This window comes from Streptomyces sp. NPDC087787 (genome assembly GCF_044743035.1).
In the GTDB taxonomy this organism is placed as follows: Bacteria; Actinomycetota; Actinomycetes; order Streptomycetales; family Streptomycetaceae; genus Streptomyces.
The window spans coordinates 497,850-518,348 of sequence record NZ_JBIUVQ010000001.1 but is presented as its reverse complement, the minus strand read 5'-3'; the positions used below and the strand labels follow the sequence as shown (position 1 = coordinate 518,348).

The 20,499-nt window shown below is 73.3% G+C and carries 16 protein-coding genes; 5 read left to right on the top strand and 11 right to left on the bottom strand.

Features of this window, described 5'->3' with window-relative positions:
- Positions 1 to 5: 5 nt before the first annotated feature.
- The 8 genes from ftsW to rsmH form a co-directional block, all read right to left on the bottom strand.
- Positions 6 to 1,391 carry a putative lipid II flippase FtsW gene (ftsW, locus tag ACIOWN_RS02395; RefSeq protein ID WP_401979893.1) on the bottom strand — a complete coding sequence of 462 codons (1,386 nt, stop codon included), beginning with the start codon at positions 1,389 to 1,391 and terminating at the stop codon, positions 6 to 8.
- Between the two features lie 96 nt (positions 1,392 to 1,487).
- The gene (murD, locus tag ACIOWN_RS02390; protein WP_362349296.1) at positions 1,488 to 2,915 is read right to left on the bottom strand and encodes a UDP-N-acetylmuramoyl-L-alanine--D-glutamate ligase; all 1,428 of its coding nucleotides are present in this window, start codon (positions 2,913 to 2,915) and stop codon (positions 1,488 to 1,490) included.
- Positions 2,897 to 3,967, bottom strand: a complete 1,071-nt coding sequence (gene mraY / locus ACIOWN_RS02385; RefSeq protein ID WP_358731335.1) for a phospho-N-acetylmuramoyl-pentapeptide-transferase — start codon at positions 3,965 to 3,967, stop codon at positions 2,897 to 2,899. Before mraY ends, murD begins: the two co-directional genes overlap by 19 nt.
- Positions 3,967 to 5,382, bottom strand: coding sequence for a UDP-N-acetylmuramoyl-tripeptide--D-alanyl-D-alanine ligase (gene murF, locus ACIOWN_RS02380; RefSeq protein ID WP_362349294.1), 1,416 nt, complete (start codon positions 5,380 to 5,382; stop codon positions 3,967 to 3,969). The genes mraY and murF overlap by 1 nt, the downstream gene beginning before the upstream one ends.
- Before the next feature lie 4 nt (positions 5,383 to 5,386).
- Positions 5,387 to 6,907 carry a UDP-N-acetylmuramoyl-L-alanyl-D-glutamate--2,6-diaminopimelate ligase gene (locus ACIOWN_RS02375; protein WP_362349293.1) on the bottom strand — a complete coding sequence of 507 codons (1,521 nt, stop codon included), beginning with the start codon at positions 6,905 to 6,907 and terminating at the stop codon, positions 5,387 to 5,389.
- A gap of 196 nt (positions 6,908 to 7,103) precedes the next feature.
- Positions 7,104 to 9,053 (bottom strand): penicillin-binding protein 2, encoded by a 1,950-nt coding sequence (locus ACIOWN_RS02370; protein WP_362349510.1) that lies wholly within the window; start codon positions 9,051 to 9,053, stop codon positions 7,104 to 7,106.
- Positions 9,054 to 9,444: 391 nt separating this feature from the next.
- Positions 9,445 to 10,041: a septum formation initiator family protein gene (locus ACIOWN_RS02365; protein WP_362349291.1), complete on the bottom strand. Its 597-nt coding sequence runs from the start codon at positions 10,039 to 10,041 to the stop codon at positions 9,445 to 9,447.
- A 13-nt stretch (positions 10,042 to 10,054) separates the two neighbouring features.
- Positions 10,055 to 11,011 carry a 16S rRNA (cytosine(1402)-N(4))-methyltransferase RsmH gene (gene rsmH, locus ACIOWN_RS02360; protein ID WP_362349290.1) on the bottom strand — a complete coding sequence of 319 codons (957 nt, stop codon included), beginning with the start codon at positions 11,009 to 11,011 and terminating at the stop codon, positions 10,055 to 10,057.
- Between the two features lie 421 nt (positions 11,012 to 11,432).
- On the opposite strand from rsmH, the gene ACIOWN_RS02355 reads away from it, so the two are divergent.
- The 4 genes from ACIOWN_RS02355 to ACIOWN_RS02340 all read left to right on the top strand — a co-directional run bounded on the left by ACIOWN_RS02355 (position 11,433) and on the right by ACIOWN_RS02340 (position 17,215).
- Positions 11,433 to 11,981: a carbonic anhydrase gene (locus tag ACIOWN_RS02355; protein ID WP_362349288.1), complete on the top strand. Its 549-nt coding sequence runs from the start codon at positions 11,433 to 11,435 to the stop codon at positions 11,979 to 11,981.
- Between the two features lie 275 nt (positions 11,982 to 12,256).
- Positions 12,257 to 13,330: an AAA family ATPase gene (locus ACIOWN_RS02350; protein WP_401979887.1), complete on the top strand. Its 1,074-nt coding sequence runs from the start codon at positions 12,257 to 12,259 to the stop codon at positions 13,328 to 13,330.
- Positions 13,330 to 14,703, top strand: coding sequence for a DUF58 domain-containing protein (locus ACIOWN_RS02345; RefSeq protein ID WP_401979884.1), 1,374 nt, complete (start codon positions 13,330 to 13,332; stop codon positions 14,701 to 14,703). Before ACIOWN_RS02350 ends, ACIOWN_RS02345 begins: the two co-directional genes overlap by 1 nt.
- 88 nt (positions 14,704 to 14,791) lie before the next feature.
- On the top strand, positions 14,792 to 17,215 hold the full coding sequence (locus ACIOWN_RS02340; RefSeq protein WP_362349282.1) for a DUF3488 and transglutaminase-like domain-containing protein: 2,424 nt from the start codon (positions 14,792 to 14,794) through the stop codon (positions 17,213 to 17,215).
- Between the two features lie 73 nt (positions 17,216 to 17,288).
- On the opposite strand, the gene ACIOWN_RS02335 is transcribed toward ACIOWN_RS02340, so the two are convergent.
- From ACIOWN_RS02335 to ACIOWN_RS02325, 3 genes are all read right to left on the bottom strand, one after another.
- On the bottom strand, positions 17,289 to 17,684 hold the full coding sequence (locus tag ACIOWN_RS02335; RefSeq protein ID WP_362349281.1) for a DUF3040 domain-containing protein: 396 nt from the start codon (positions 17,682 to 17,684) through the stop codon (positions 17,289 to 17,291).
- A gap of 276 nt (positions 17,685 to 17,960) precedes the next feature.
- A complete protein-coding gene (locus ACIOWN_RS02330) occupies positions 17,961 to 18,788 on the bottom strand; it encodes a methyltransferase (RefSeq protein WP_362349279.1) in 828 nt (275 codons plus the stop codon).
- 88 nt (positions 18,789 to 18,876) lie between these two features.
- Positions 18,877 to 19,461 (bottom strand): SAV_6107 family HEPN domain-containing protein, encoded by a 585-nt coding sequence (locus tag ACIOWN_RS02325; protein WP_398144305.1) that lies wholly within the window; start codon positions 19,459 to 19,461, stop codon positions 18,877 to 18,879.
- A gap of 198 nt (positions 19,462 to 19,659) precedes the next feature.
- Here ACIOWN_RS02325 and ACIOWN_RS02320 point away from each other — a divergent pair, with 198 nt between their 5' ends.
- Positions 19,660 to 20,289, top strand: coding sequence for a TetR/AcrR family transcriptional regulator (locus ACIOWN_RS02320; RefSeq protein WP_362349276.1), 630 nt, complete (start codon positions 19,660 to 19,662; stop codon positions 20,287 to 20,289).
- Positions 20,290 to 20,499 lie beyond the last annotated feature (210 nt).

Sequence of the window (20,499 nt, the reverse complement as noted above, 5' to 3'; positions counted from 1 at the left end):
GAAATTCACCGCTCTCCGGACGAACGCGCCGCCGAGGCACGCCGTCGCATCGTGTTCCATCTCCGAGGCTCGCGACCGGATCCACGGTCGGATCTCCGGCCGGGCGCGGAGCCTCCTGCCCGCTTTCTACCAAAGCGAGGTTGCCGCATGGCAAGCGCCGCCCGCGCAGCGGGCTCGTCACGCGCGAAGGCGATCAGCAGCCCGATGGCGAACATGGTCGGCAGCAGGGCGGATCCTCCGTAGGAGAACAGCGGGAGCGGGACGCCGGCGATCGGCAGCAGACCGAGCACCGCACCGATGTTGATCACCGCCTGCACGGTGATCCAGGTGGTCACGCCTCCCGCGGCATACCTCACGAAGGGGTCCTCCGTGCGTCCGGCCACGCGGATGCCCGCATAGCCTAGAGCGGCGAACAGGGCGAGCACCGACAGCGTCCCCGCGAGACCCAGTTCCTCGCCGGTGACGGCGAAGATGAAGTCGGTGTGGGCTTCGGGGAGTTGGCCCCATTTCTCCACACTGGCACCGAGTCCGGAACCGAACAGCCCGCCGGAGGCCAGGGCGTAGATGCCGTGCACCGCCTGCCAGCACTTGGTCGCGTCGCTCGAGCCGACGCAGGCGAACCGGCCGAGGCGGTTGGCGCTCGTCTGGATCAGCAGGAAGCCGATCACCCCGGCGAACGAGAGCACCCCCACGAAGAGCCGGGTGGGCGCCCCCGCCAGCCACAGCAGGCCGAACAGGATCGCGGTGAGGATGATCGCGGTGCCCATGTCACCGCCGAGCATGATCAGCCCGAGCAGCATGAAGGCGACCGGGACGAGCGGCACCAGCATGTGCTTCCACTGGGTCAGCAGCCGCTTGTCCTGTTTGCGCGCGATGAGGTCGGCGCCCCACAGCACCAGCGCCAGCTTGCCGATCTCGCTGGGCTGGATCTGGAAGGAGCCGCCCAGCGCGATCCAGTTCTGGTTGCCGTTGACCGCCATCCCTATCCCCGGCACCTGCACCAGCACCATCAGGGCCACCGCGCCCGCCAGGATCGGGTAGGCCAGCGCCCGGTGCAGCCTGACCGGCATCCGGGCGGCGAGCAGCAGCAGCCCGGCGCCGATCGCGGCCGCGAGGAGCTGTTTGCGGAAGAAGTACGAGCCCGGCAGCGCCTTCTGCAGCGCGGTGATCTGGGAGGCCGAGTAGACCATCACCAGACCCAGCACGGTGAGCAGCAGGCTGCCGCCGAGGATCAGGTAGTAGGCGGTCAGCGGCCGGTCCCAGGCCCGGCGCGCGCGGACGGCCAGGCTCGCCAGGGAGCGCCCGCCCGGGGGCCGGCCGGGCGCCGGTCGCCGGACGGTCCGCTGCACGGGCGGGCGGCCGGTACGGTTGCTGCCGGGGCTACCGGGCATCGGGTCCTCCGCTGTACGTCGGCCGCGCGAGTACGGCTCGGCTCACGGGTCCCACGCCTCCCTCCCGAGGTCGCCCGGCAGCGGGGACGGCCGGGATCAGGCGCCGAGTCCGGATACGGCCTCCGCGAACGCCTCGCCGCGCCTGTTGTAGTTGGCGAACATGTCCATGGAGGCGCAGGCCGGGGCCAGCAGTACCGTGTCGCCGGGCCGTGCGAGCCGCCGCGCCTCCTGGACGGCCTGGAGCATCGCCCCAGTGTCGGTCCGCTCGAGGTCGACGACGGGTACCTCCGGGGCGTGTCGCGCGAGGGCCTCACGGATGAGCGCGCGATCGGCTCCGATGAGGACGACGCCGCGCAGCCGCTTCGCCGAGTTCGCCACGAGCTCGTCGAAGGTCGCGCCCTTCGCCAGACCGCCCGCGATCCACACGATCGACTCGTAGGCCGCCAACGAGGCCTGCGCCGCGTGGGTGTTGGTGGCCTTGGAGTCGTCGACCCAGGCCACGCCGTCCACGTCGGCCACGTGCGCGATGCGGTGGGCGTCCGGGGTGAAGGCCCGCAGGCCGTCCCGGACGGCCTGCGCCGGGACGCCGAAGGCGCGTGCCAGGGCCGCCGCGGCGAGGGCGTTGGCGATGTTGTGCGGGGCGGGCGGATCGATGTCGGAGACCTCGGCGAGCTCCTGGGCGTTCTTCTGCCGGTTCTCGACGAAGGCGCGGTCGACGAGGATGCCGTCCACAACGCCGAGTTGGGAGGGGCCGGGCGTGCCGAGCGTGAACCCGACGGCCCGGCAGCCCTCCTCGACGTCCGCCTCGCGCACCAGGTCCTCGGTCGCCCTGTCGGCCGCGTTGTAGACGCAGGCGACGCGGTTGCCCTCGTAGATGCGGCCCTTGTCTGCCGCGTAGGCCTCCATGGAGCCGTGCCAGTCGAGGTGGTCGGGGGCGAGGTTGAGGACGGCGGCGGAGTGGGCGCGCAGCGAGGGCGCCCAGTGGAGCTGGTAGCTCGACAGTTCCACCGCCAGGACGTCATAGGGCTCGTCGCCGAGCACGGCGTCCAGCAGGGAGACGCCGATGTTGCCGACGGCCGCCGTGCGCAGGCCCGCCGCCCTCAGGATGGAGGCGAGCATCTGCACGGTGGTGGTCTTGCCGTTGGTGCCGGTCACGGCGAGCCACGGGGCTGCTTTTCCGCCGTTCCGGCCGCGCAGCCGCCAGGCGAGTTCGACGTCCCCCCAGACGGGTACGCCGGCCTGCCCGGCGGCGCGGAAGAGCGGCTTGTCCGGCCGCCAGCCGGGCGCGGTGACGATCAGCTCGGTGCCCTTGGGCAGGGTGTCCCCGTCACCGAGGCGCACGGTGACCCCGAGGGCCTCCAGCTCGGCCGCCTGGGCCCGGGCGCGCTCGTCGTCGCCGTCGTTGACGACGGTGACGTGCGCGCCGAGGCCGTGCAGGACCCTGGCCGCCGGGACACCGGAGACTCCGAGTCCCGCGACGGTGACGTTCTTCCCCTGCCAGTCGGTCACTTGTCCGCTGCCCATCCCGCGTAGAAGAGGCCCAGTCCGACAATCACACAGATGCCCTGGATGATCCAGAAACGGACCACGACGAGCACTTCGGACCAGCCCTTGAGTTCGAAGTGGTGCTGGAGCGGCGCCATCCGGAAGACCCGCTTCCCGGTGAGCCGGAAGGAGCCGACCTGGATGACCACCGACATGGTGATGAGCACGAACAGGCCGCCAAGGAGCGCGAGCAGCAGCTCGGTGCGGGAGCAGATCGCCAGGCCCGCGAGCACACCGCCGAGCGCGAGCGAACCGGTGTCGCCCATGAAGATCTTGGCCGGCGAGGTGTTCCACCACAGGAAGCCGAGGCAGGCGCCCATCAGCGCGGAGGCCACGACCGCGAGGTCGAGCGGGTCGCGCACCTCGTAGCAGGCGTTGGGGTTGGTCAGGGTCTGCGCGTTGGCGCAGGACTCCTGGAACTGCCAGACGCCGATGAAGGTGTAGGCGCCGAAGACGAGCACGGAGGCGCCGGTGGCCAGACCGTCCAGACCGTCGGTGAGGTTCACGCCGTTCGACATCGCGAGGATCATGAACAGCGCCCAGATCACGAACAGCACCGGGCCGATCGTCCAGCCGAAGTCGGTGATGAACGACAGCTTCGTGGAGGCGGGGGTGTTGCCGCGGTTGTCGGAGAACTGCAGCGCGAGCACCGCGAAGGCGATGCCGACGATCAGCTGGCCGGCCATCTTCGCCTTGGCGCGCAGGCCCAGCGAACGGCGCTTGACGATCTTGATGTAGTCGTCGAGGAAGCCGACCAGGCCCATGCCGACCATCAGGCCGAGCACCAGCAGACCCGAGTAGGTCGGGGTGTAGCCGGTGATCACCTTGGACAGGAAGTAGGCGGCGACCGTGGCCAGGATGAAGGCGATACCACCCATGGTCGGCGTACCGCGCTTGCTGGCGTGCTCGCGCGGGCCGTCGTCGCGGATGTACTGGCCGTAGCCCTTGCGGGCCAGGAGCTTGATCAGCAGCGGGGTGCCGACCAGCGTCAGGAAGAGGCCAATGACTCCCGCGAACAGGATCTGCTTCATCATCGGGCGGCAACCTCACCCTCGGCACCGTTCTCGAGCAGCGCCTGGGCGACACTCTCGAGGCCGACCGAACGGGACGCCTTCACGAGAACGACGTCCCCCGGGCGCAACTCGCTGCGCAACAGGTCGATCGCCGCCTGTGCGTCGGACACGTGCACCGACTCCTCACCCCACGAACCCTCGTTATATGCGCCCAGTTGCAGCCAGGACGCTTCCCTGCCCCCGACCGCGACGAGCTTGCTGACGTTGAGCCGGACGGCCAGCCGTCCGACCGCGTCGTGCTCGGCGAGCGCCTCGTCCCCGAGCTCGGCCATCTTGCCGAGCACCGCCCAGGTCCGCCGTCCCGCGCCCATGGCCGCGAGCGCGCGCAGAGCGGCTCGCATGGACTCGGGGTTGGCGTTGTAGGCGTCGTTGACGACCGTCACGCCGTCCGGGCGCTCGGTGACCTCCATCCGCCAGCGGGAGAGGGAGCCCGCCTCGGAGAGCGCGGTCGCGATCTCAGTTGCGGACATGCCCAGCTCATGGGCGACGGCGGCCGCGGCGAGCGCGTTCGACACGTGATGCTCACCGTACAGGCGCATCGTCACATCGCTTGCACCGGAGGGTGTGTGAAGCCTGAAGGCGGGCTGTCCGCTGTCCGTGAGTCTCACGTTCTCTGCGCGTACGTCCGCTTCGCCGGACTCTCCGAAAAGGATCACCTTCGCCTTCGTACGGGAGGCCATGGCCCGTACCAACGGGTCGTCGGCGTTGAGGATCGCGGTTCCGCCGTCCTCGGCCGCGGGCAGGCTCTCCACCAACTCGCCCTTCGCCTGGGCGATCTGCTCACGGCCGCCGAACTCGCCGATGTGGGCGGTGCCGACGTTGAGCACCAGGCCGACCCTCGGCGGGGTCAGCCCGGTCAGGTAGCGGATGTGGCCGATGCCGCGGGCGCCCATCTCCAGCACGAGGAACCTCGTCTCCTCGGTGGCGCTCAGCGCGGTCAGCGGCAGCCCGATCTCGTTGTTGAGGGAGCCGGGCGTGAACACGGTCGGCGCCTTGCGCCGCAGCACCTGCGCGACGAGGTCCTTGGTGCTGGTCTTGCCCGCGGAGCCGGTGAGGGCGACGAGGGTCGCGCCCAGCCGTTCGACGACGTGGCGGGCGAGCGCGCCGAGGGCGGCCTGCACGTCCTCGACGACGATCGCGGGCACGCCGACGGGGCGGGACGCCAGCACGGCGGCCGCTCCCGCCTCGACGACGGCCGCGGCGAAGTCGTGGCCGTCCACGCGCTCGCCGACGAAGGCGACGAAGAGGCTGCCGGGCACCACCTCGCGGGAGTCGCGGACCACCGGCCCGGTGACCTCCGCGGACGGATCCGGTATGTCGTACGTCTGCCCGCCGACGACTGCTGCGATCTCGGCGAGGGAGAGGGCGATCACAAGTTCATCCCTGGGTCTTCTGGATAGCTTCGCGAAGCACCTGGCGGTCGTCGAAGGGACGGACCACTCCGGCGATGTCCTGGCCCTGTTCGTGGCCCTTGCCCGCGACCAGCACGGTGTCCCCGGGCTGCGCGCGGTCGACGGCGGCGGCGATAGCGGCGGCCCGCTCCTCGAAGAGGAGGACCTCGCCGCGCTCGTGCGCGGGCACCGAGGCCGCTCCCCCGAGCATGGTGGCGAGGATCGCCAGGGGATCCTCGGAGCGGGGGTTGTCGGAGGTCAGCACGGCGATGTCGGCGAGCCGGGCCGCGGCGGCGCCCATGGGCGCACGCTTGGTCCGGTCGCGGTCGCCGCCGCAGCCGAGCACGATGTGCAGCCGGCCCTTGGTCACCTTGCGCAGCGCCTTGAGGACCGACTCGACGGCGTCCGTCTTGTGCGCGTAGTCGACGACCGCGAGGTACGGCTGGCCGACGTCGACGCGCTCCAGACGGCCCGGTACGCCCGGAACGGCGGCGATGCCGTCGGCGGCGGACTGCGCGTCGAGGCCCGCGGCGGCCAGGGCGACCACGGCGGCCAGCGTGTTGGCGACGTTGAACGGGCCCGGCAGCGGCGATCTGGCGGCGATCCGCCGGCCCCCGGGACCGACCACGGTGAAGGCGGAGTCGACCGGGCCGATCTGGACGTCCTCGGCGCGCCAGTCGGCGTCGGGGTGGCCCTCGGCGGAGTAGGTGACGACCGGGACCGTGGCCTCGCTGATCAGCCGGCGCCCGTACTCGTCGTCGAAGTTGACCACGCCGAGCCTGCTGCGCTCCGGCGTGAACAGCTGCGCCTTGGCCTGGAAGTAGTCCTCCATGCCGGAGTGGAACTCCATGTGCTCCGGGCTGAGGTTGGTGAAGACAGCGATGTCGAAGACGCAGCCGTCGACGCGGCCGAGCACCAGGGCGTGGCTGGAGACCTCCATGGCGACCGCCTCGACCCCGCGCTCGCGCATGACCGCGAACAGGGCCTGGAGGTCGGTGGCCTCGGGGGTGGTGCGCTCGGACTTGATGCGCTCGTCGCCGATGCGCATCTCGACGGTGCCGATCAGTCCCGTGGACTTCACGGTCTTGAGGCCGCCCTCGACGAGGTAGGCGGTGGTGGTCTTGCCGGAGGTGCCGGTGATGCCGATCTGGAGCAGGTCGCGGCCTGGCCGGCCGTAGATCGTGGCCGCCAGCTCGCCCATCCGCCCGCGCGGGTCGTCCACGGCCAGCACCGGCAGGCCGGTGGCGGCGGCGCGCTCGACGCCGGACGGGTCGGTGAGCACGGCGACCGCACCCAGGCTCGCCGCCTGGGTGACGAAGTCGGCGCCGTGGGTGCGGGCGCCGGGCAGGGCCGCGTACAGGTCACCGGGGCGCACGGCGCGCGAGTCGTGGGTGATGCCCATGACCTCGGCGGCGCCGTCCGGAGCGGTGACCCCCAGCTGATCGGCGAGCTCCGCGAGGGGGGCGGCGGAGACCCGAGCCGGTCGCGGCGGTCCCGGATATGTCACGGAAGCGCCCTTCTGGGTGGTTTGGGACTGATCAGCGTGTGGCACGGCGGTGAGCGTACCGGGCGTACCCGCCGTCGGGCTAAAAAGGGGATCGCGCGCAGCCCCGTCCGGAGCGGACGAGGGCCGGGGCGACGGGCGTTTCCCGGGGCCGGGAGTGATCGTTGTCACGGGCTGGTTCCTGGTCGTTCTGTTCCGGTCACGGCTTGAAGTCGACGGGCAGGTTCGCGGCCTGCGCGCCGGTCGGCGGCACCTGGAGCGTCTTCAGCGCGAACTCCATGACCTCCTTGTAGATCGGGCCGCAGATCTGGCCGCCGAAGTAGCTGCCCTTGGTGGCGTTCTGGATCGCGCAGTAGACGGTGACGCGCGGGTTGTCGGCGGGCGCGAACCCGGCGAAGGAGGAGGTGTAGCCGTGGTACCTGCCGGTGTCCGGATCCACGCGGTTGGCCGTGCCGGTCTTGCCCGCCACCCGGTAGCCGGGAATGCGCGCCTTGACGCCGGTGCCCTGCTCGTCGTCCACCACGGACTCCAGCATCTGCGCGAGCGTCTTCGCCGTCCTGGCGCTCACGACCCGTGTGCTCTCCGGCTTGGCGGCCGGCGTGAAGCGGCCGTCGGCGCCCTTGGTCCCGCGCACCAGCGTCGGCTGCACGCGCACTCCGCCGTTGGCGATCGTGGAGTAGACGGAGGCCGCCTGTACGGCGTTGATGGAGAAGCCCTGGCCGAACGGGATCGTGTACTGCTGCGACGTGGACCACTTGTCGGGCGGGGCGAGGATGCCCCTGGTCTCGCCGGGGAAGCCGAGTCCGGTCGGCTCGCCGATGCCGAACTTGCGCAGATAGGAGTAGAGGACCTTGTTGGCCTCCGGCTGCGTCCCGCCGAGCTGGCCGGTGGCCAGGATGGTGCCGATGTTGCTGGACTTGGCGAGCACTCCGTTCAGAGTGAGGTACCAGGTGGCGTGGTCGACGTCGTCCTGGAAGAGGCGGTCGCCGCGGTGCAGCCGGTTGGGCACGACGACGTGGGTGAGCGGAGTCGCCGCGTTCTCCTCCAGTACGGCGGCCATGGACATGACCTTGGCGGTGGAGCCGGGCTCGTAGGCGTCCTGGAGGGCCGCGTTGCCCAGCGCGGACGGGTTGGCGTGGGCCAGGTCGCCCGGGTCGAAGCCCGGGGAGTTGGCCATGGCGAGGATCTCGCCGGTGCGGGTGTCCTGGACGATGACGTAGCCACGATCCGCCCCGGACTTCGCCACCTGCTCGGCGATGGCCTTCTGGGCGGCCCACTGGATGTCGCGGTCGATGGTGAGCTCGGTGTCGGAGCCGGGCACCGCGCGGGTCTCGGTGGAGCCGGCGGTGGGCACCTCGCGGCCGCCGGACTGGGCGTAGCGGATCTTGCCGGGCTTGCCGGCCAGCTGCTCGTTCAGCTGCTGCTCCACGCCACCGCCACCCTTGCCCTCGGCGTTGACCCAGCCCAGTATCCCGGCGGCGAGGTCGCCGTTGGGGTAGACCCGCTTGCTGCTGGGGTCGGAGAAGACGCCGGCGAGCACGTTGACGGTGGTCTTGTCCTTCTGGGCCTTCTTCACGAGGGCCGTCTTCAGGTCCTTGATCTGCTTCCAGACCTGCGGGGTCTCGCGGCGGGCGAGCAGGACGTAGCGGGTGTTCGGCGTGCGGAGCCTGGCGGCGAGGGCCGCCTGGTCCTGGCCGAGGATCGGGGCGAGCAGCGCGGCCGCCTGCTCGGGGCCGTCGCCGATGCCGAGCTGGGCGCGGGTGAACATGGTGGGGTCGGCGGTGATGTCGTCGGCGTCCACGCTGGTCGCCAGGTCGACGCCGTTGCGGTCGGTGATGCGGCCCCGCTCGGCGGCCAGGGTGTGCACCACGTACCGGTTCGCCTCGGCCTTGGCGGCGTACGCGCTCGCGTCGAAGGCCTGCACCTGGAGCAGCCGTACGGCGAAGACGAGCAGCACCAGGGTCAGCGCCAGGGTGACCAGGCGCAACCGCGGGCGGGGGCTGCCGAGCCGGATGCGCGCGGCCTGCGGGCGGGCCGGGGCCGGGCGGCGGGCGGGCCGGGCACCGGGGCCGGGGCGCTGCCGGGCGGCCGGCCGCGCCGGTCCGGCGGGTCCGGGCACCCGGCGACGCGGCGGTTCCCTGTCGGACACTTCCGTCACCTGCCGAGAGTCGAAATCGAAACGAACCGAAACACGACGGCACCCTCCGGACGCCGCGACGACTTCCTCGAGGACACGTCCGTCGAGACGTGAGCGGGCCGGGCCGCGCCCCGGAGCCCCGGGGCGGCGGAGACGACAGGCCCGGAAGCCGCACACGGCCGGGTCCCCGGCCCAGCGGGCCCGGCCGGACCGGACACCCGGCGACGCAGCGGTTCAGTCGCGGACACGGCCGGCGAGACCGGAGCGAGTCGGGACACGGCCGTGACCGCCGGAACGGGGCGTACTGCTCCCCCGGAGGCCGAACACAGCGGAGCCCCCGGCCCGGCGGGCCCGGGCAGGCCGGGCGTCGGGCGGCGGGGCGGTTCGCCGGCGGGCACGGCCGTCACCTGCCGGAAGCCGGGGTCGTGGCCGGGGCGGCGGGCGTGGTGCCGCCCAGGGCCGGGGCGGGGCCCTGGGCGGATGGCGGCGCCGCGTTCGTGGTGGGGAGTGCCGCGTTCGTGGTGGGGGATGCCGGGTCCGTGGTTGCCGGGGCCCCGGCGTCCGTGGTGGACGGCGAGGGGGTGAGCGCCTCGGGCGGCAGCAGCGACAGCGGCGTCTCCTCCGCCGGAGGCGGCTCCGGGGCGGCCGAGGGGACGCCCTTGACGCTTCCGTCGGCGTTCAGGAAGGCCGGGTCGCCGCCGGGCACCATGCCCAGTTGCCGGGCGCGGAGCTGGAGGGCGTCCGGGGCGGAGTAGGAGTCGATGTCCCGCTGGAGGGCCTGCTCCTCGTCGGTGAGGTTCTTGGTGTCCTTCTGGAGCCCCTCCCGCTGGAACGCGCCCTCGCTGAGCGCGGAGTTCAGCATCAGCAGCCCGATGAGGCCACCGCCGAGCAGCAGCACGACGAGGAGGACGAACGGGGTGCGGGCGGCCTGCCCCCGCCCCGCCGGGAAGAGCCGGGCGAGCCGGGCGGCCCGGCCCCTCAGTTCGGGTTTCCTGCTCACTGCTCCCCCTGGCTCACTCGACGTCCTTCCTGACGCGCTCGGCGCCGCGCAGCCGGGCCGGCGCCGCGCGCCGGTTCTCGGCGATCTCTTCCTCGGTGGGAAGTTCGGCACCGCGGGTGAGCAGCTTGAGCCGGGGCTGGTAGCGCTCGGGCACGACCGGGAGCCCCGGGGGCGCGGTCGACGCCGCACCGGCCGCGAACACCTGCTTGACCAGGCGGTCCTCCAGGGAGTGGTACGACAGCACGGCGATCCGCCCGCCGACGTCCAGTGCCTTCACCGCGGCCGGGATCGCCCGCTCCAGCACGGCGAGCTCGCCGTTGACCTCGATCCGCAGCGCCTGGAAGGTGCGCTTGGCCGGGTTGCCGCCGGTGCGCTTGGCGGCCTGCGGCAGCGCGTCGCGGATCAGCTCCACCAGCCGGGCGCTGTTGGTGAACGGCTCCTTCTCGCGCTCGCGCACGACGGCGGCCACGATCCGCTTGGCCTGCTTCTCCTCGCCGTACGCCCGCAGCAGGCGGACCAGCTCGCCGGGCGGGTAGGTGTTGAGGACCTCGGCGGCGCTGATCCCGGTGCTCTGGTCCATGCGCATGTCCAGCGGCGCGTCCTGCGCGTAGGCGAAACCGCGGTCGGCCTCGTCGAGCTGCATCGAGGACACCCCGAGGTCGAACAGGACGCCCTGTACCCGCGGCACGCCCAGGCGGTCGAGCACCTCGGGCAGCTCGTCGTAGACGGCGTGCACCAGGGTGGCCCGGTCGCCGAAGGGTGCCAGGCGCTCCCCGGACAGGCGCAGGGCCTCCTTGTCCCGGTCGAGGGCCACCAGCCGCGCCTCGGGGAAGCGGGTGAGCAGCGCCTCGCTGTGTCCGCCGAGGCCGAGTGTGCAGTCGACGACCACCGCTCCCGGCCGCTCCAGGGCGGGCGCCAGCAGGTCCAGGCACCGCTGGAGCATCACGGGGACGTGTCGGCTGTCGGTCAAGGAGCCCTCTCAGTCCGGCGCGTCCCGCACGCACCGCCGGATCGCCGACCGCTCGGTGAAGGAAAGGGCCTGCCGGCGCCGGAAGCGTCAGCCGACCGGAAGCGGGAGGAGGCCGAGCCGTACGTACGCGCCGCGCACGTGGGGAGACCGCCGGCGCGTCGGCCGGGGCCTGTGGGGAATGCAGTGCAGCGGGGAGGGCCACGCCTCCCGCTTCGCGTCACTTTAGTGCACCCTGTCTCGCGGTCAATCAACCGGCCTGCGCGTCGCCCGTCGGAGCAGCGGCGGCACCGCGGGACGAGAATTCACCCGTACGGATGCGGGTTCGCACTGGGTGTGGGGTCCCTCACAACAAGCCATGACGGGGTTCTTTGTACCGTCTCACGACAGGACCCGGGCCCCGGCGCCCACTAACGTCATGACTATGACGACTTCTGCATCAGTTCCTGCCGGGTCCGAGGGCGCCATAGACCGTCGTGGCACTGTCACCGACCGTCTGGCGGAGGCCAACCAGCAGTACGCCGCCGCGTTCACCGATCCGGGAATGGACGCCCGGCCCGTGCTGAAGGTCGCGGTCGTGGCCTGCATGGACGCCCGTCTCGACCTGCACGCCGCGCTCGGCCTGGAACTCGGCGACTGCCACACCATCCGCAACGCGGGCGGCGTGGTCACCGACGACGTCATCCGCTCCCTCACCATCAGCCAGCGGGCCCTGGGCACCCGCAGCGTCGTGCTGATCCACCACACCAACTGCGGCCTGGAGTCCCTCACCGAGGAGTTCCGGCACGAGCTGGAGATGGAGGTCGGGCAGCGTCCGGCCTGGGCCGTGGAGGCCTTCCGGGACGTCGACCAGGACGTGCGGCAGTCGATGCAGCGCGTGCGCACCTCGCCGTTCCTGGTGCACACCGACGACGTGCGCGGTTTCGTCTTCGACGTCAGGACGGGCCGGCTGCGCGAGATCGACCCCGCCTGACCGCCGCACGCGCGCCGGGCCGTCGGTCCGGAGCACGGCATGCCGCCGTCACCAGCGAAAGCCGCAAGAACCGACATATCGCGGCCAGTTGTCCACAGGCGAGTGACACGAATCGGTAACGGCGGCAAGAATGCGGGGGTGGCCTCACGCGCGATCCTTCGCACGTGGTGCCTGATTCGGGGTGGGCCGGTCCGCACAGCGGAGCGTCGGCCCGGAAAGTTGGGGTATCCCCCGCTCGCCGACGAGCGCGGGGAAGGGCCGAGGAGGGCCGCCGGGTGACGACCTATGACGATCGAGCGAGCCATGGGGGAGCCCCCGCTCGAGCGGAACCGGGCGTGGGGGGTGATCTCGCCGCCACCGTGGAGCGGGTCCGCCGTTCCGTGGAAGGAGTGATCGAGGGCAAGCCCGAGGTCGTACGGCTCTCACTGACCGTGCTGCTCGCCGAGGGGCATCTTCTGATCGAGGACGTTCCGGGGGTGGGCAAGACGATGCTCGCCAAGGCACTGGCGCGGTCCATCGACTGTTCGGTGCGGCGCATCCAGTTCACGCCCGACCTGCTGCCGTCGGACATCACCGGCGTGTCCATCTGGGACCAGCAGCGCCGGGACTTCGAGTTCAAGCCGGGCGCCATCTTCGCGCAGATCGTGATCGGCGACGAGATCAACCGGGCCTCGCCCAAGACCCAGTCGGCGCTGCTGGAGTCCCTGGAGGAGCGGCAGGTCACCATCGACGGGCAGACCTACGAACTGCCCTCGCCGTTCATGGTGGTGGCCACCCAGAACCCGGTCGAGATGGAGGGCACCTATCCCCTGCCCGAGGCCCAGCGCGACCGCTTCATGGCCCGGGTGTCCATCGGTTACCCGAGCCCGGACGCCGAGTTGCAGATGCTGGACGTGCACGGCGGGGTGAGCCCGCTGGACGACCTCCAGCCGGTGGCGCACGCACACGAGATCGTGAAGCTGATCGAGGCCGTGCGCGGGGTGCACGTCGCCGAGACGGTCCGGCGGTACGCGGTCGACCTGGTCTCCGCCACCCGCACCCACCCCGACCTCAGACTCGGCGCCTCACCGCGCGCGACGCTGCACCTGCTGCGCGCGGCGAAGGCGTCCGCCGCGCTGAGCGGCCGGGAGTACGCGCTGCCCGACGACGTGCAGGCGCTGGCCGTGGCCGTCCTGGCCCACCGGCTGCTGCCCACCGCCCAGGCCCAGCTCAACCGGCGCACCGCCGAGCAGGTCGTCCAGGAGATCCTCCAGCACACCCCGGTGCCCGCGGCGCCCCAGCAGTCCGGCGGCTTCGGCCTGGGCCGCGGCGTGCCCGCGTACGACCGGCGGCACCCGCGGGGCCTGTGATGACGGACGCGGGGACGGCGCGCGCGGAGGACGACCGCGGGGAGCGGGGCGGCGTCCGCACCGCGCTGGCCGGTCTGACCACCCGCGGGCGTTCCTTCCTGGCCGCCGGCATCGCCGCCGCGATCTGCGCCTACGTCCTCGGCCAGAGCGACCTGCTGCGGGTCGGGCTGCTGCTGGCGGCGCTGCCGCTGGTGTGCGCCACGGTGCTCCTGCGCACGCGTTACCGGGTCGCCGGCAGCCGCCGGCTGTCTCCCGCGCGCGTGCCCGCCGGCAGCGAGGCCCGGGTGCACCTGCGGATGGACAACGTCTCGCGGCTGCCCACCGGCCTGCTGATGCTCCAGGACCGGGTGCCGTACGTGCTCGGCCCGCGGCCCCGTTTCGTGCTCGACCGGGTCGAGCCGGGCGGCCGCCGTGAGGTGTCCTACCGGGTCCGCTCCGACCTGCGCGGACGGTACCCGCTGGGCCCGCTGCAACTGCGGCTGGCCGACCCCTTCGGGATGTGCGAACTGACCCGTTCCTTCTCCGCCCACGACACCCTGACCGTGATCCCGCAGGTGGAGCCGCTGCCCCCGGTGCGCCTGAGCGGCGACGCCAACGGGTACGGCGACGGGCGGCAGCGCTCGCTCGCCCTGGCCGGCGAGGACGACGTCATCCCGCGCGGCTACCGCTACGGCGACGACCTGCGCCGCGTGCACTGGCGGTCCACCGCGCGCTACGGCGAGCTGATGGTGCGCCGCGAGGAACAGCCGCAGCGCGCCCGCTGCACGGTGCTCCTCGACACCCGGGCGCTCGCCTACCGGGGCGCGGGCCCCGACGCGGCCTTCGAGTGGGCCGTCTCCGGCGCCGCGTCGGTCCTGGTCCACATGCTGGAGCGGGGCTTCTCGGTGCGGCTGCTGACCGACACCGGCAGTTCCGTGCCCGGCGAGGGCGGCGACGGGTTCGCGGGGTCCGGCCAGGAGCCGGCGGACGCGGCCGGGCTGATGCTGGACACCCTCGCCGTGATCGACCACTCCGACGGGGCGGGCCTGTCCCGCGCCTACGACGTGCTGCGCGGCGGCAACGAGGGACTGCTGGTGGCCTTCCTCGGCGACCTCGACGAGGCGCAGGCCGCGGTCGCCGCCAGGATGCGGCAGCGCAGCGGCAGCGCGGTCGCCTTCGTCCTGGACAGCGAGGCCTGGGCCCGGGAGCCGGGCGACGTAGCGGGTCCCGTGTCCGGGGCCGACGACCGCCTCCGGCTGCTGCGCGACGCGGGCTGGACGGCCGTGCCCGTACCCAGGGGCGCCCGCCTGGACGAGCTGTGGCGCCGGGCGGACCAGGAGCGCACGAGCGCGGGCGCGGCCGGTGGGACGGGACTGGGCGGGGGACGGTCATGAACGCCGTGACGAGCCGGGCGGTACCAAGCCGGTGCCGGGGCCGGCACGACGTGCCCGGGGGCGGCACCGGCGGCGGGGAGGGGCCGGCATGAGCGGGCGCACGCGGTTGACGCTGTGCGCGGCGGCGGCGACGTTGATGGCGTCGTGCTCGCTGCTGCCGCTGGTCTCCCCCGCCTCGTGGATCCTCCAGGTCGTCCTGATGCTGGCGGTGCAGTCGGGCGTCGGCGCGGTGGCCCGGCGGGTACCGCTGGCGCGGCCGCTGACCGTGGTGGCGCAGGCCCTGGCCACCCTGATGCTGCTCACCCTGGTCTTCGCCCGGGCACACGCCATCGTGGGGCTGGTCCCCGGCCCCGAGGCCTTCCGGCACCTGGCCGAACTGCTGCGGGCGGGCGCGGACGACGTCGGACGGTACGCCACCCCGGCCCCGCAGACCGACGGCATCCGCCTGATGCTCGTCGCCGGGGTCCTGGTGATCGGACTGATCGTGGACGCGCTCGCGGTGACGTTCCGCAGCGCGGCCCCCGCGGGCCTGCCGCTGCTCGCCGTGTACTCCGTGGCCGCCGGCCTGTCCGACGGCGGTACCGGCTGGAGGTGGTTCCTGGTCGCGGCCGCCGGCTATCTGATGCTGCTGCTGGCCGAGGGCCGGGACCGGCTCTCGCAGTGGGGGCGGGTGTTCGCGGGGGCGCCGCGCGCCGGAGGCCGTGAGGCGGGCGGCGCGACCGCGCCGGTGCGCAACGGGCGCCGGATCGGCGCACTCGCCCTCGGCATCGCCCTGGTGGCACCGCTCGCCCTGCCGGCCATGGGGGGCGGACTGCTCGGCGGCGCCGGAAACGGCGTCGGTCCGGGCAGCGGGGACGGCGGCACGATCTCCGCGGTGAACCCGCTGGTGTCACTGCGCGACAGCCTGAACGTCGACGAGGACCATACGGTCATCACGCTGCGCACGGACACGTCCGACACCTCGAACCTGTACCTGCGGATCGTGTCCCTGGACGACTTCGACGGCACCACATGGAAGCCGTCCCAGCGGCGCATCGTGGGCGTGCCCGACCGGCTGCCCGCTCCCCTGGGCCTGGACGGCGGCGTCAGGCGCACGGAGATCACGACGACGATCTCGGCGTCTACGTCGTACGCGCAGGAGTGGCTGCCGATGCCGTACCCGCCGAGCGCCGTGCGGGTCAAGGGCAGTTGGCGCTACGAGCCCGTCGGCATGACCCTCGTCGGCGACCACCGGCAGACCACGCGCGGACTGACCTACGAGGTGAAGAGCCTTCAGGTGCGGCCGACCGCCGCGCAGCTCGCCACGGCTCCGGAGCCGCCGGCGGCGCTGAGGCGCGAGTACACCAAGGTGCCCCCGTCGCTGCCGGCGGACGTCGCGAGCACCGCCCGCCGGGTCACCCGGGGAGCGGCGAACCACTACGAGCAGGCGGTCGAGCTCCAGGACTGGTTCGCCCTCGAAGGCGGCTTCCGGTACGACACGCAGGTCGACGCGGGCAGCGGACCGCAGGCCATCTCGCGGTTCCTGGAGGACAAGCGCGGCTTCTGCGTGCACTTCTCCTTCGCGATGGCCGCCATGGCCCGCACGCTGGGCATACCGGCCCGCGTCGCCGTGGGCTTCGCGCCGGGCACCGCGCAGGGCGACGGCACCGTGTCGGTGGGTCTGAAGGACGCGCACGCCTGGCCCGAGCTGTACTTCGAGGGCGTCGGCTGGACCCGCTTCGAGCCGACCCCGACACGCGGCACGACGCCGTCGTACACCCAGCCGGAAACGCCCGGCACCAGCCTGCCGGAGCAGTCGGCGCCGTCCCAGGACGCGAGCACGGTGCCCTCCGCCGCGCCGTCGGTGGACCAGAGCTGCCCGCCGGAGCTGCGGAAGCTCCAGGAGTGCGGGGGCCCGTCCGCGCAGGCCGTGCCGGTCGAGGGCGGCGAAGGCCCGAGGGGGTACGCCCTGCTGGGCTGGACGCTGGGCGGTCTGCTGGTCGTCGCCCTGCCGCTGTCGCCGCTGCTGTGGCGCCGGCGGATGCGCTCCGCGCGGCTGGGCGCGCAGGGGCGCGGCGAGGGGGACGCGGGGCCGCACATCCTGGCGGTCTGGCAGGAACTGGGCGACACCGCCTGGGACTTCGGGATCCTGCCGGACGACTCGCGCACCCCGCGCAAGGCGGCCGCCCGGATCGTCCGCCTCGGGCGTCTCGACGAGGTGGCCGCGGCCTCGGCGCACCGGCTGGCGGACGCGGTGGAGCAGGTCCTCTACGCGCCGCGCCCGCGTCCGGTGGCGGGGCTCGCCGAGGACGTGAGGCGGGTCACCGTCGGCCTGCGGGACTCGGCGTCGCGCCGCACCAGGCTGCGGGCCGCCCTGGCGCCGCGCTCGGCCGTGCGCGTGATCTGGGCGGCATCGGCCCGGTGGAACGCGTTCCGGTCCCGTGCCGCCGCCGGCGTCGTCGCCGCCCGGGCGGCGCTGCGCGGGTCGTCGGGACGACGGGACCCCGGGGACGGGGCCGAGGCCTCCGGCTGAGGAGTCGCATGCGTGAGGGGCTGACCACCATCGGTGGTCAGCCCCTCACGCGGAACTGTGGGTGCGCGGCGGGCTAGCGGCCGCCCTGCTCGTCACGGCGGCGCTGCCAGCGCTCCTCGATGCGGTCCATCATGGAGCGCTTCTGACGGGCCGGACGGCGGGCCTGCGGACCGCCTGCGGCCTGCTCGCCCGGCTTGGGAGCCTTGCGCCAGCCGGTCACGACCAGTACGGCACAGCCCAGCATGACCAGGAAGCCCACCACACTGACCCAGATGAGCTTCTGGACGACCATTCCTGCCATGAGGAGCGCGATACCTACGAGGAAGCCCACGACCGCCTGGTAGACCCGCCGCCGGGTGTACGTACGCAGCCCGCTTCCCTCGAGCGCCGACGCGAACTTGGGATCTTCGGCGTACAGCGCTCGCTCCATCTGCTCGAGCATGCGCTGCTCGTGCTCCGAGAGCGGCACGGAGTCCTCCTCATCGTGCAGTCGCCGGGGCGACTCGGGGGGTCCCTTAAGGATAGGCGGGAATCGCCCCCGTGAAACCCGCCCCTCTGCGCCAATTGGCCAACCGGAACCCGCCATGTCGGTCCCGGTCCGCTGAGGCTTCCATTCCCCGGCGGGCAGGCCGTCATGCCGGACGGTCTCCTTCGATCATACGGCGCCGAGCCCGCGTCCGGGCGGCCTGTGGCGGACTGCATGCCCGGCCGCCACGCCGGTCGGCGGCCCGCCCCGCAAGGCGGCTCAGGCCTCCCCCGCGCCCCTGGTCTCACCGAGTACGTGGAGCTGCGTGGCCACGGAGTGGAACGCGGGCCGCTCGGCCGCCGCCGCCTCCAGCCTCAGCAGGGCGTCCAGCGCCCCGGGCTCCGTGTCCACGAGCACACCGGGCACCAGGTCGGCGAAGATTCGCACCCCGTGCACGGCGCCGACCCGCAGACCCGCGCCCTCGACCAGCGCGGTGAGCTGCTCGGCGGTGAAGCGGCGCGGCATCGGGTCGCCCTCGCCCCAGCGGCCCTCGGGGTCGTCGAGTGCCTGCCGGGCCTCCTTGAAGTGCCCGGCCAGGGCGCGCGCGAGCACGGCGCCGCCGAGACCGGCGGCGAGCACGCTCAGGATGCCCTCGGAGCGCAGGGCGGCCACCGCGTTGCGCACGCCCTCGGCGGGGTCGTCGACGTACTCCAGGACGCCGTGGCACAGCACGGCGTCGTAGCCGCCGCGCTCGACCACGTCGAAGAGGCCGTGGGCATCGCCCTGGACGCCCCGCACCCGCTCGGCCACACCGGCCTCGGCGGCGCGGCGCTCCAGTGCGAACAGCGCGTTGGGGCTGGGGTCGACGACGGTGACCCGATGGCCGAGCCGGGCGGCGGGCACGGCGAAGTTGCCGCTGCCGCCGCCGGTGTCGAGGACGTCCAGGGAGTCCCGGCCCGAGGCCTTGACCCGGTGGTCGAGGGCGTCGTGCAGGACCTCCCAGACCACGGCGGTACGGAGAGAGGCGCGTGGACGAGAGGGGTCGGAGCGCAGCGACGCCGGTTGGGAGTGGTGGTGGGAGACGGGCGGGCGCATCGGGTCCGACACGGTTGACTCCTCGGCGCGGCACCGCCTCTTGCGCGGCGGAGCGATCGGACTGCCCCTCCCCGCCCGGCGCACGGGAACTGGAAGGGCTTCAGGCGCCCTCCACCCTATTGCCTCCACCCCCCGACCTGCCCCTCGGCTCCACGGCCCCCGCGGTCGCCGCCCCGCCGGGGGTGGGGCGGGGGAGGACCGGCTGGAGGAGGAGCAGGCGCTCGACGAGGCGGATGAACATCCCCACGTCCCGTATCAGGTCGTCGGCGTCCCGTTGGCCGGCCGCGCCCCGGATCCCGGCCTCGGCGCGGGCGCGGCGCGCGGCGCCCGCGGCGAACAGCGCGCTCCACTCGGCGAGTTCGGGCGCGATCTCGGGGAGCACTTCCCAGGCGCTCCTGATGCGGGCCCGGCGGCGCGGGGTGGGATCCGGGCGCCCCCGCGCGGCGAGCACGGCGGCCGCGGTGCGCAGCGCGGCGAGGTGGGCCGTCGCGTACCGCTCGTTCGGGGTGCGGAGGGCGGTGGCCTCCTCCAGGCCCTCGCGGGCCTGGGCGAGCAGGCCGAGGGCGGCGGGCGGGGCCGGGGCCCGGCGCGGGACGGGGTGCACGTCGCTCGCCGGGCCGGTCAGTGAGGGGGCAGGGCCGGTGGCGCGGTGCCGGCGGGCGGCGGCTGCGGACGAGTTGGCCATGACGAACCTCCTGTCGTCTGGGTGACGGCACGGGTGCCGTATGTGCCCATCGTGGGGTATGGCACTGACAATCCGTTCCGACCAGGCATTTCGCCTCGGCTGTCGGTGAGGGAGGGCCCGCGCGCCGGGCCCGCGGCGCGGCCGCGGGCCTCCCCTGCCGCGCCCTTGACGAGGTGCCGGCCTGTGACAATCAGGGCCATGGAACTCAGCAGCGCCACGCCGGGCGGCCGTACCCGCCGCGAGGCCACCCGGCAGAAGCTCTACGAGGCCGCCGTCACACTCATCGCCGAGCAGGGGTTCTCCGCCACCACGGTGGACGAGATCGCCGAGCGGGCGGGGGTCGCCAAGGGCACCGTCTACTACAACTTCGCCAGCAAGTCCGTCCTCTTCGAGGAGCTGCTGCGGCACGGCGTGGGACTGCTCACCGCCTCCCTGCGCGAGGCGGCCGACCGGACGGCGCGGGAGGGCGGGAGCCGGGTCGACGCCCTGGACGCCATGGTGCGCGCCGGGCTCGTCTTCATCGACCGCTACCCGGCCTTCACTCAGCTCTACGTGGCCGAGCTGTGGCGCACCAACCGTTCCTGGCAGTCCACGCTCCTGGTGGTGCGGCAGGAGGCGGTCGCGGTCGTCGAGGGCGTACTGCGCGACGGCGTGGCGAACGGGGAGTTCAGCGAGGACGTCGACGTGCCGCTGACCGCGGCGGCGCTGGTCGGCATGGTGCTGGTGGCCGCGCTGGACTGGAAGTCCTTCCAGCCGCGGCGTTCCCTGGACGACGTGCACGCGGCGCTGTCCCGGCTCCTTCAGGGACGGGTCAGCGGGCGCCTCTGAGGCCGCGGCCTCCCAGGACCGCCCGGCACGGTCCGCGCTCAGGGAGACGCCGGCGCGCCCTGGCCGCGTCCCCCGCGGGCCACCACGCACCGGCGTCTCCCGGCAGAGGGCCACGCCGTTCCGCCGCCCCGTGCCGGCGGTGCCGGTGTGCCCTTTCCCGTGCCTCCGACTCTTCCGTGCGCACGGGCCGCGTCACATCCGTGCGCGTAC

What these genes read in the sequence shown, in the direction of transcription:
- ftsW (WP_401979893.1), bottom strand. Translation starts at nt 1,391, where the DNA reads ATGCCCGGTAGCCCCGGCAGCAACCGTACCGGCCGCCCGCCCGTGCAG.
- murD (WP_362349296.1), bottom strand. Translation starts at nt 2,915, where the DNA reads ATGGGCAGCGGACAAGTGACCGACTGGCAGGGGAAGAACGTCACCGTC.
- mraY (WP_358731335.1), bottom strand. Translation starts at nt 3,967, where the DNA reads ATGAAGCAGATCCTGTTCGCGGGAGTCATTGGCCTCTTCCTGACGCTG.
- ACIOWN_RS02355 (WP_362349288.1), top strand. Translation starts at nt 11,433, where the DNA reads ATGACGACTTCTGCATCAGTTCCTGCCGGGTCCGAGGGCGCCATAGAC.
- ACIOWN_RS02345 (WP_401979884.1), top strand. Translation starts at nt 13,330, where the DNA reads ATGACGGACGCGGGGACGGCGCGCGCGGAGGACGACCGCGGGGAGCGG.
- ACIOWN_RS02340 (WP_362349282.1), top strand. Translation starts at nt 14,792, where the DNA reads ATGAGCGGGCGCACGCGGTTGACGCTGTGCGCGGCGGCGGCGACGTTG.
- ACIOWN_RS02325 (WP_398144305.1), bottom strand. Translation starts at nt 19,461, where the DNA reads ATGGCCAACTCGTCCGCAGCCGCCGCCCGCCGGCACCGCGCCACCGGC.
- ACIOWN_RS02320 (WP_362349276.1), top strand. Translation starts at nt 19,660, where the DNA reads ATGGAACTCAGCAGCGCCACGCCGGGCGGCCGTACCCGCCGCGAGGCC.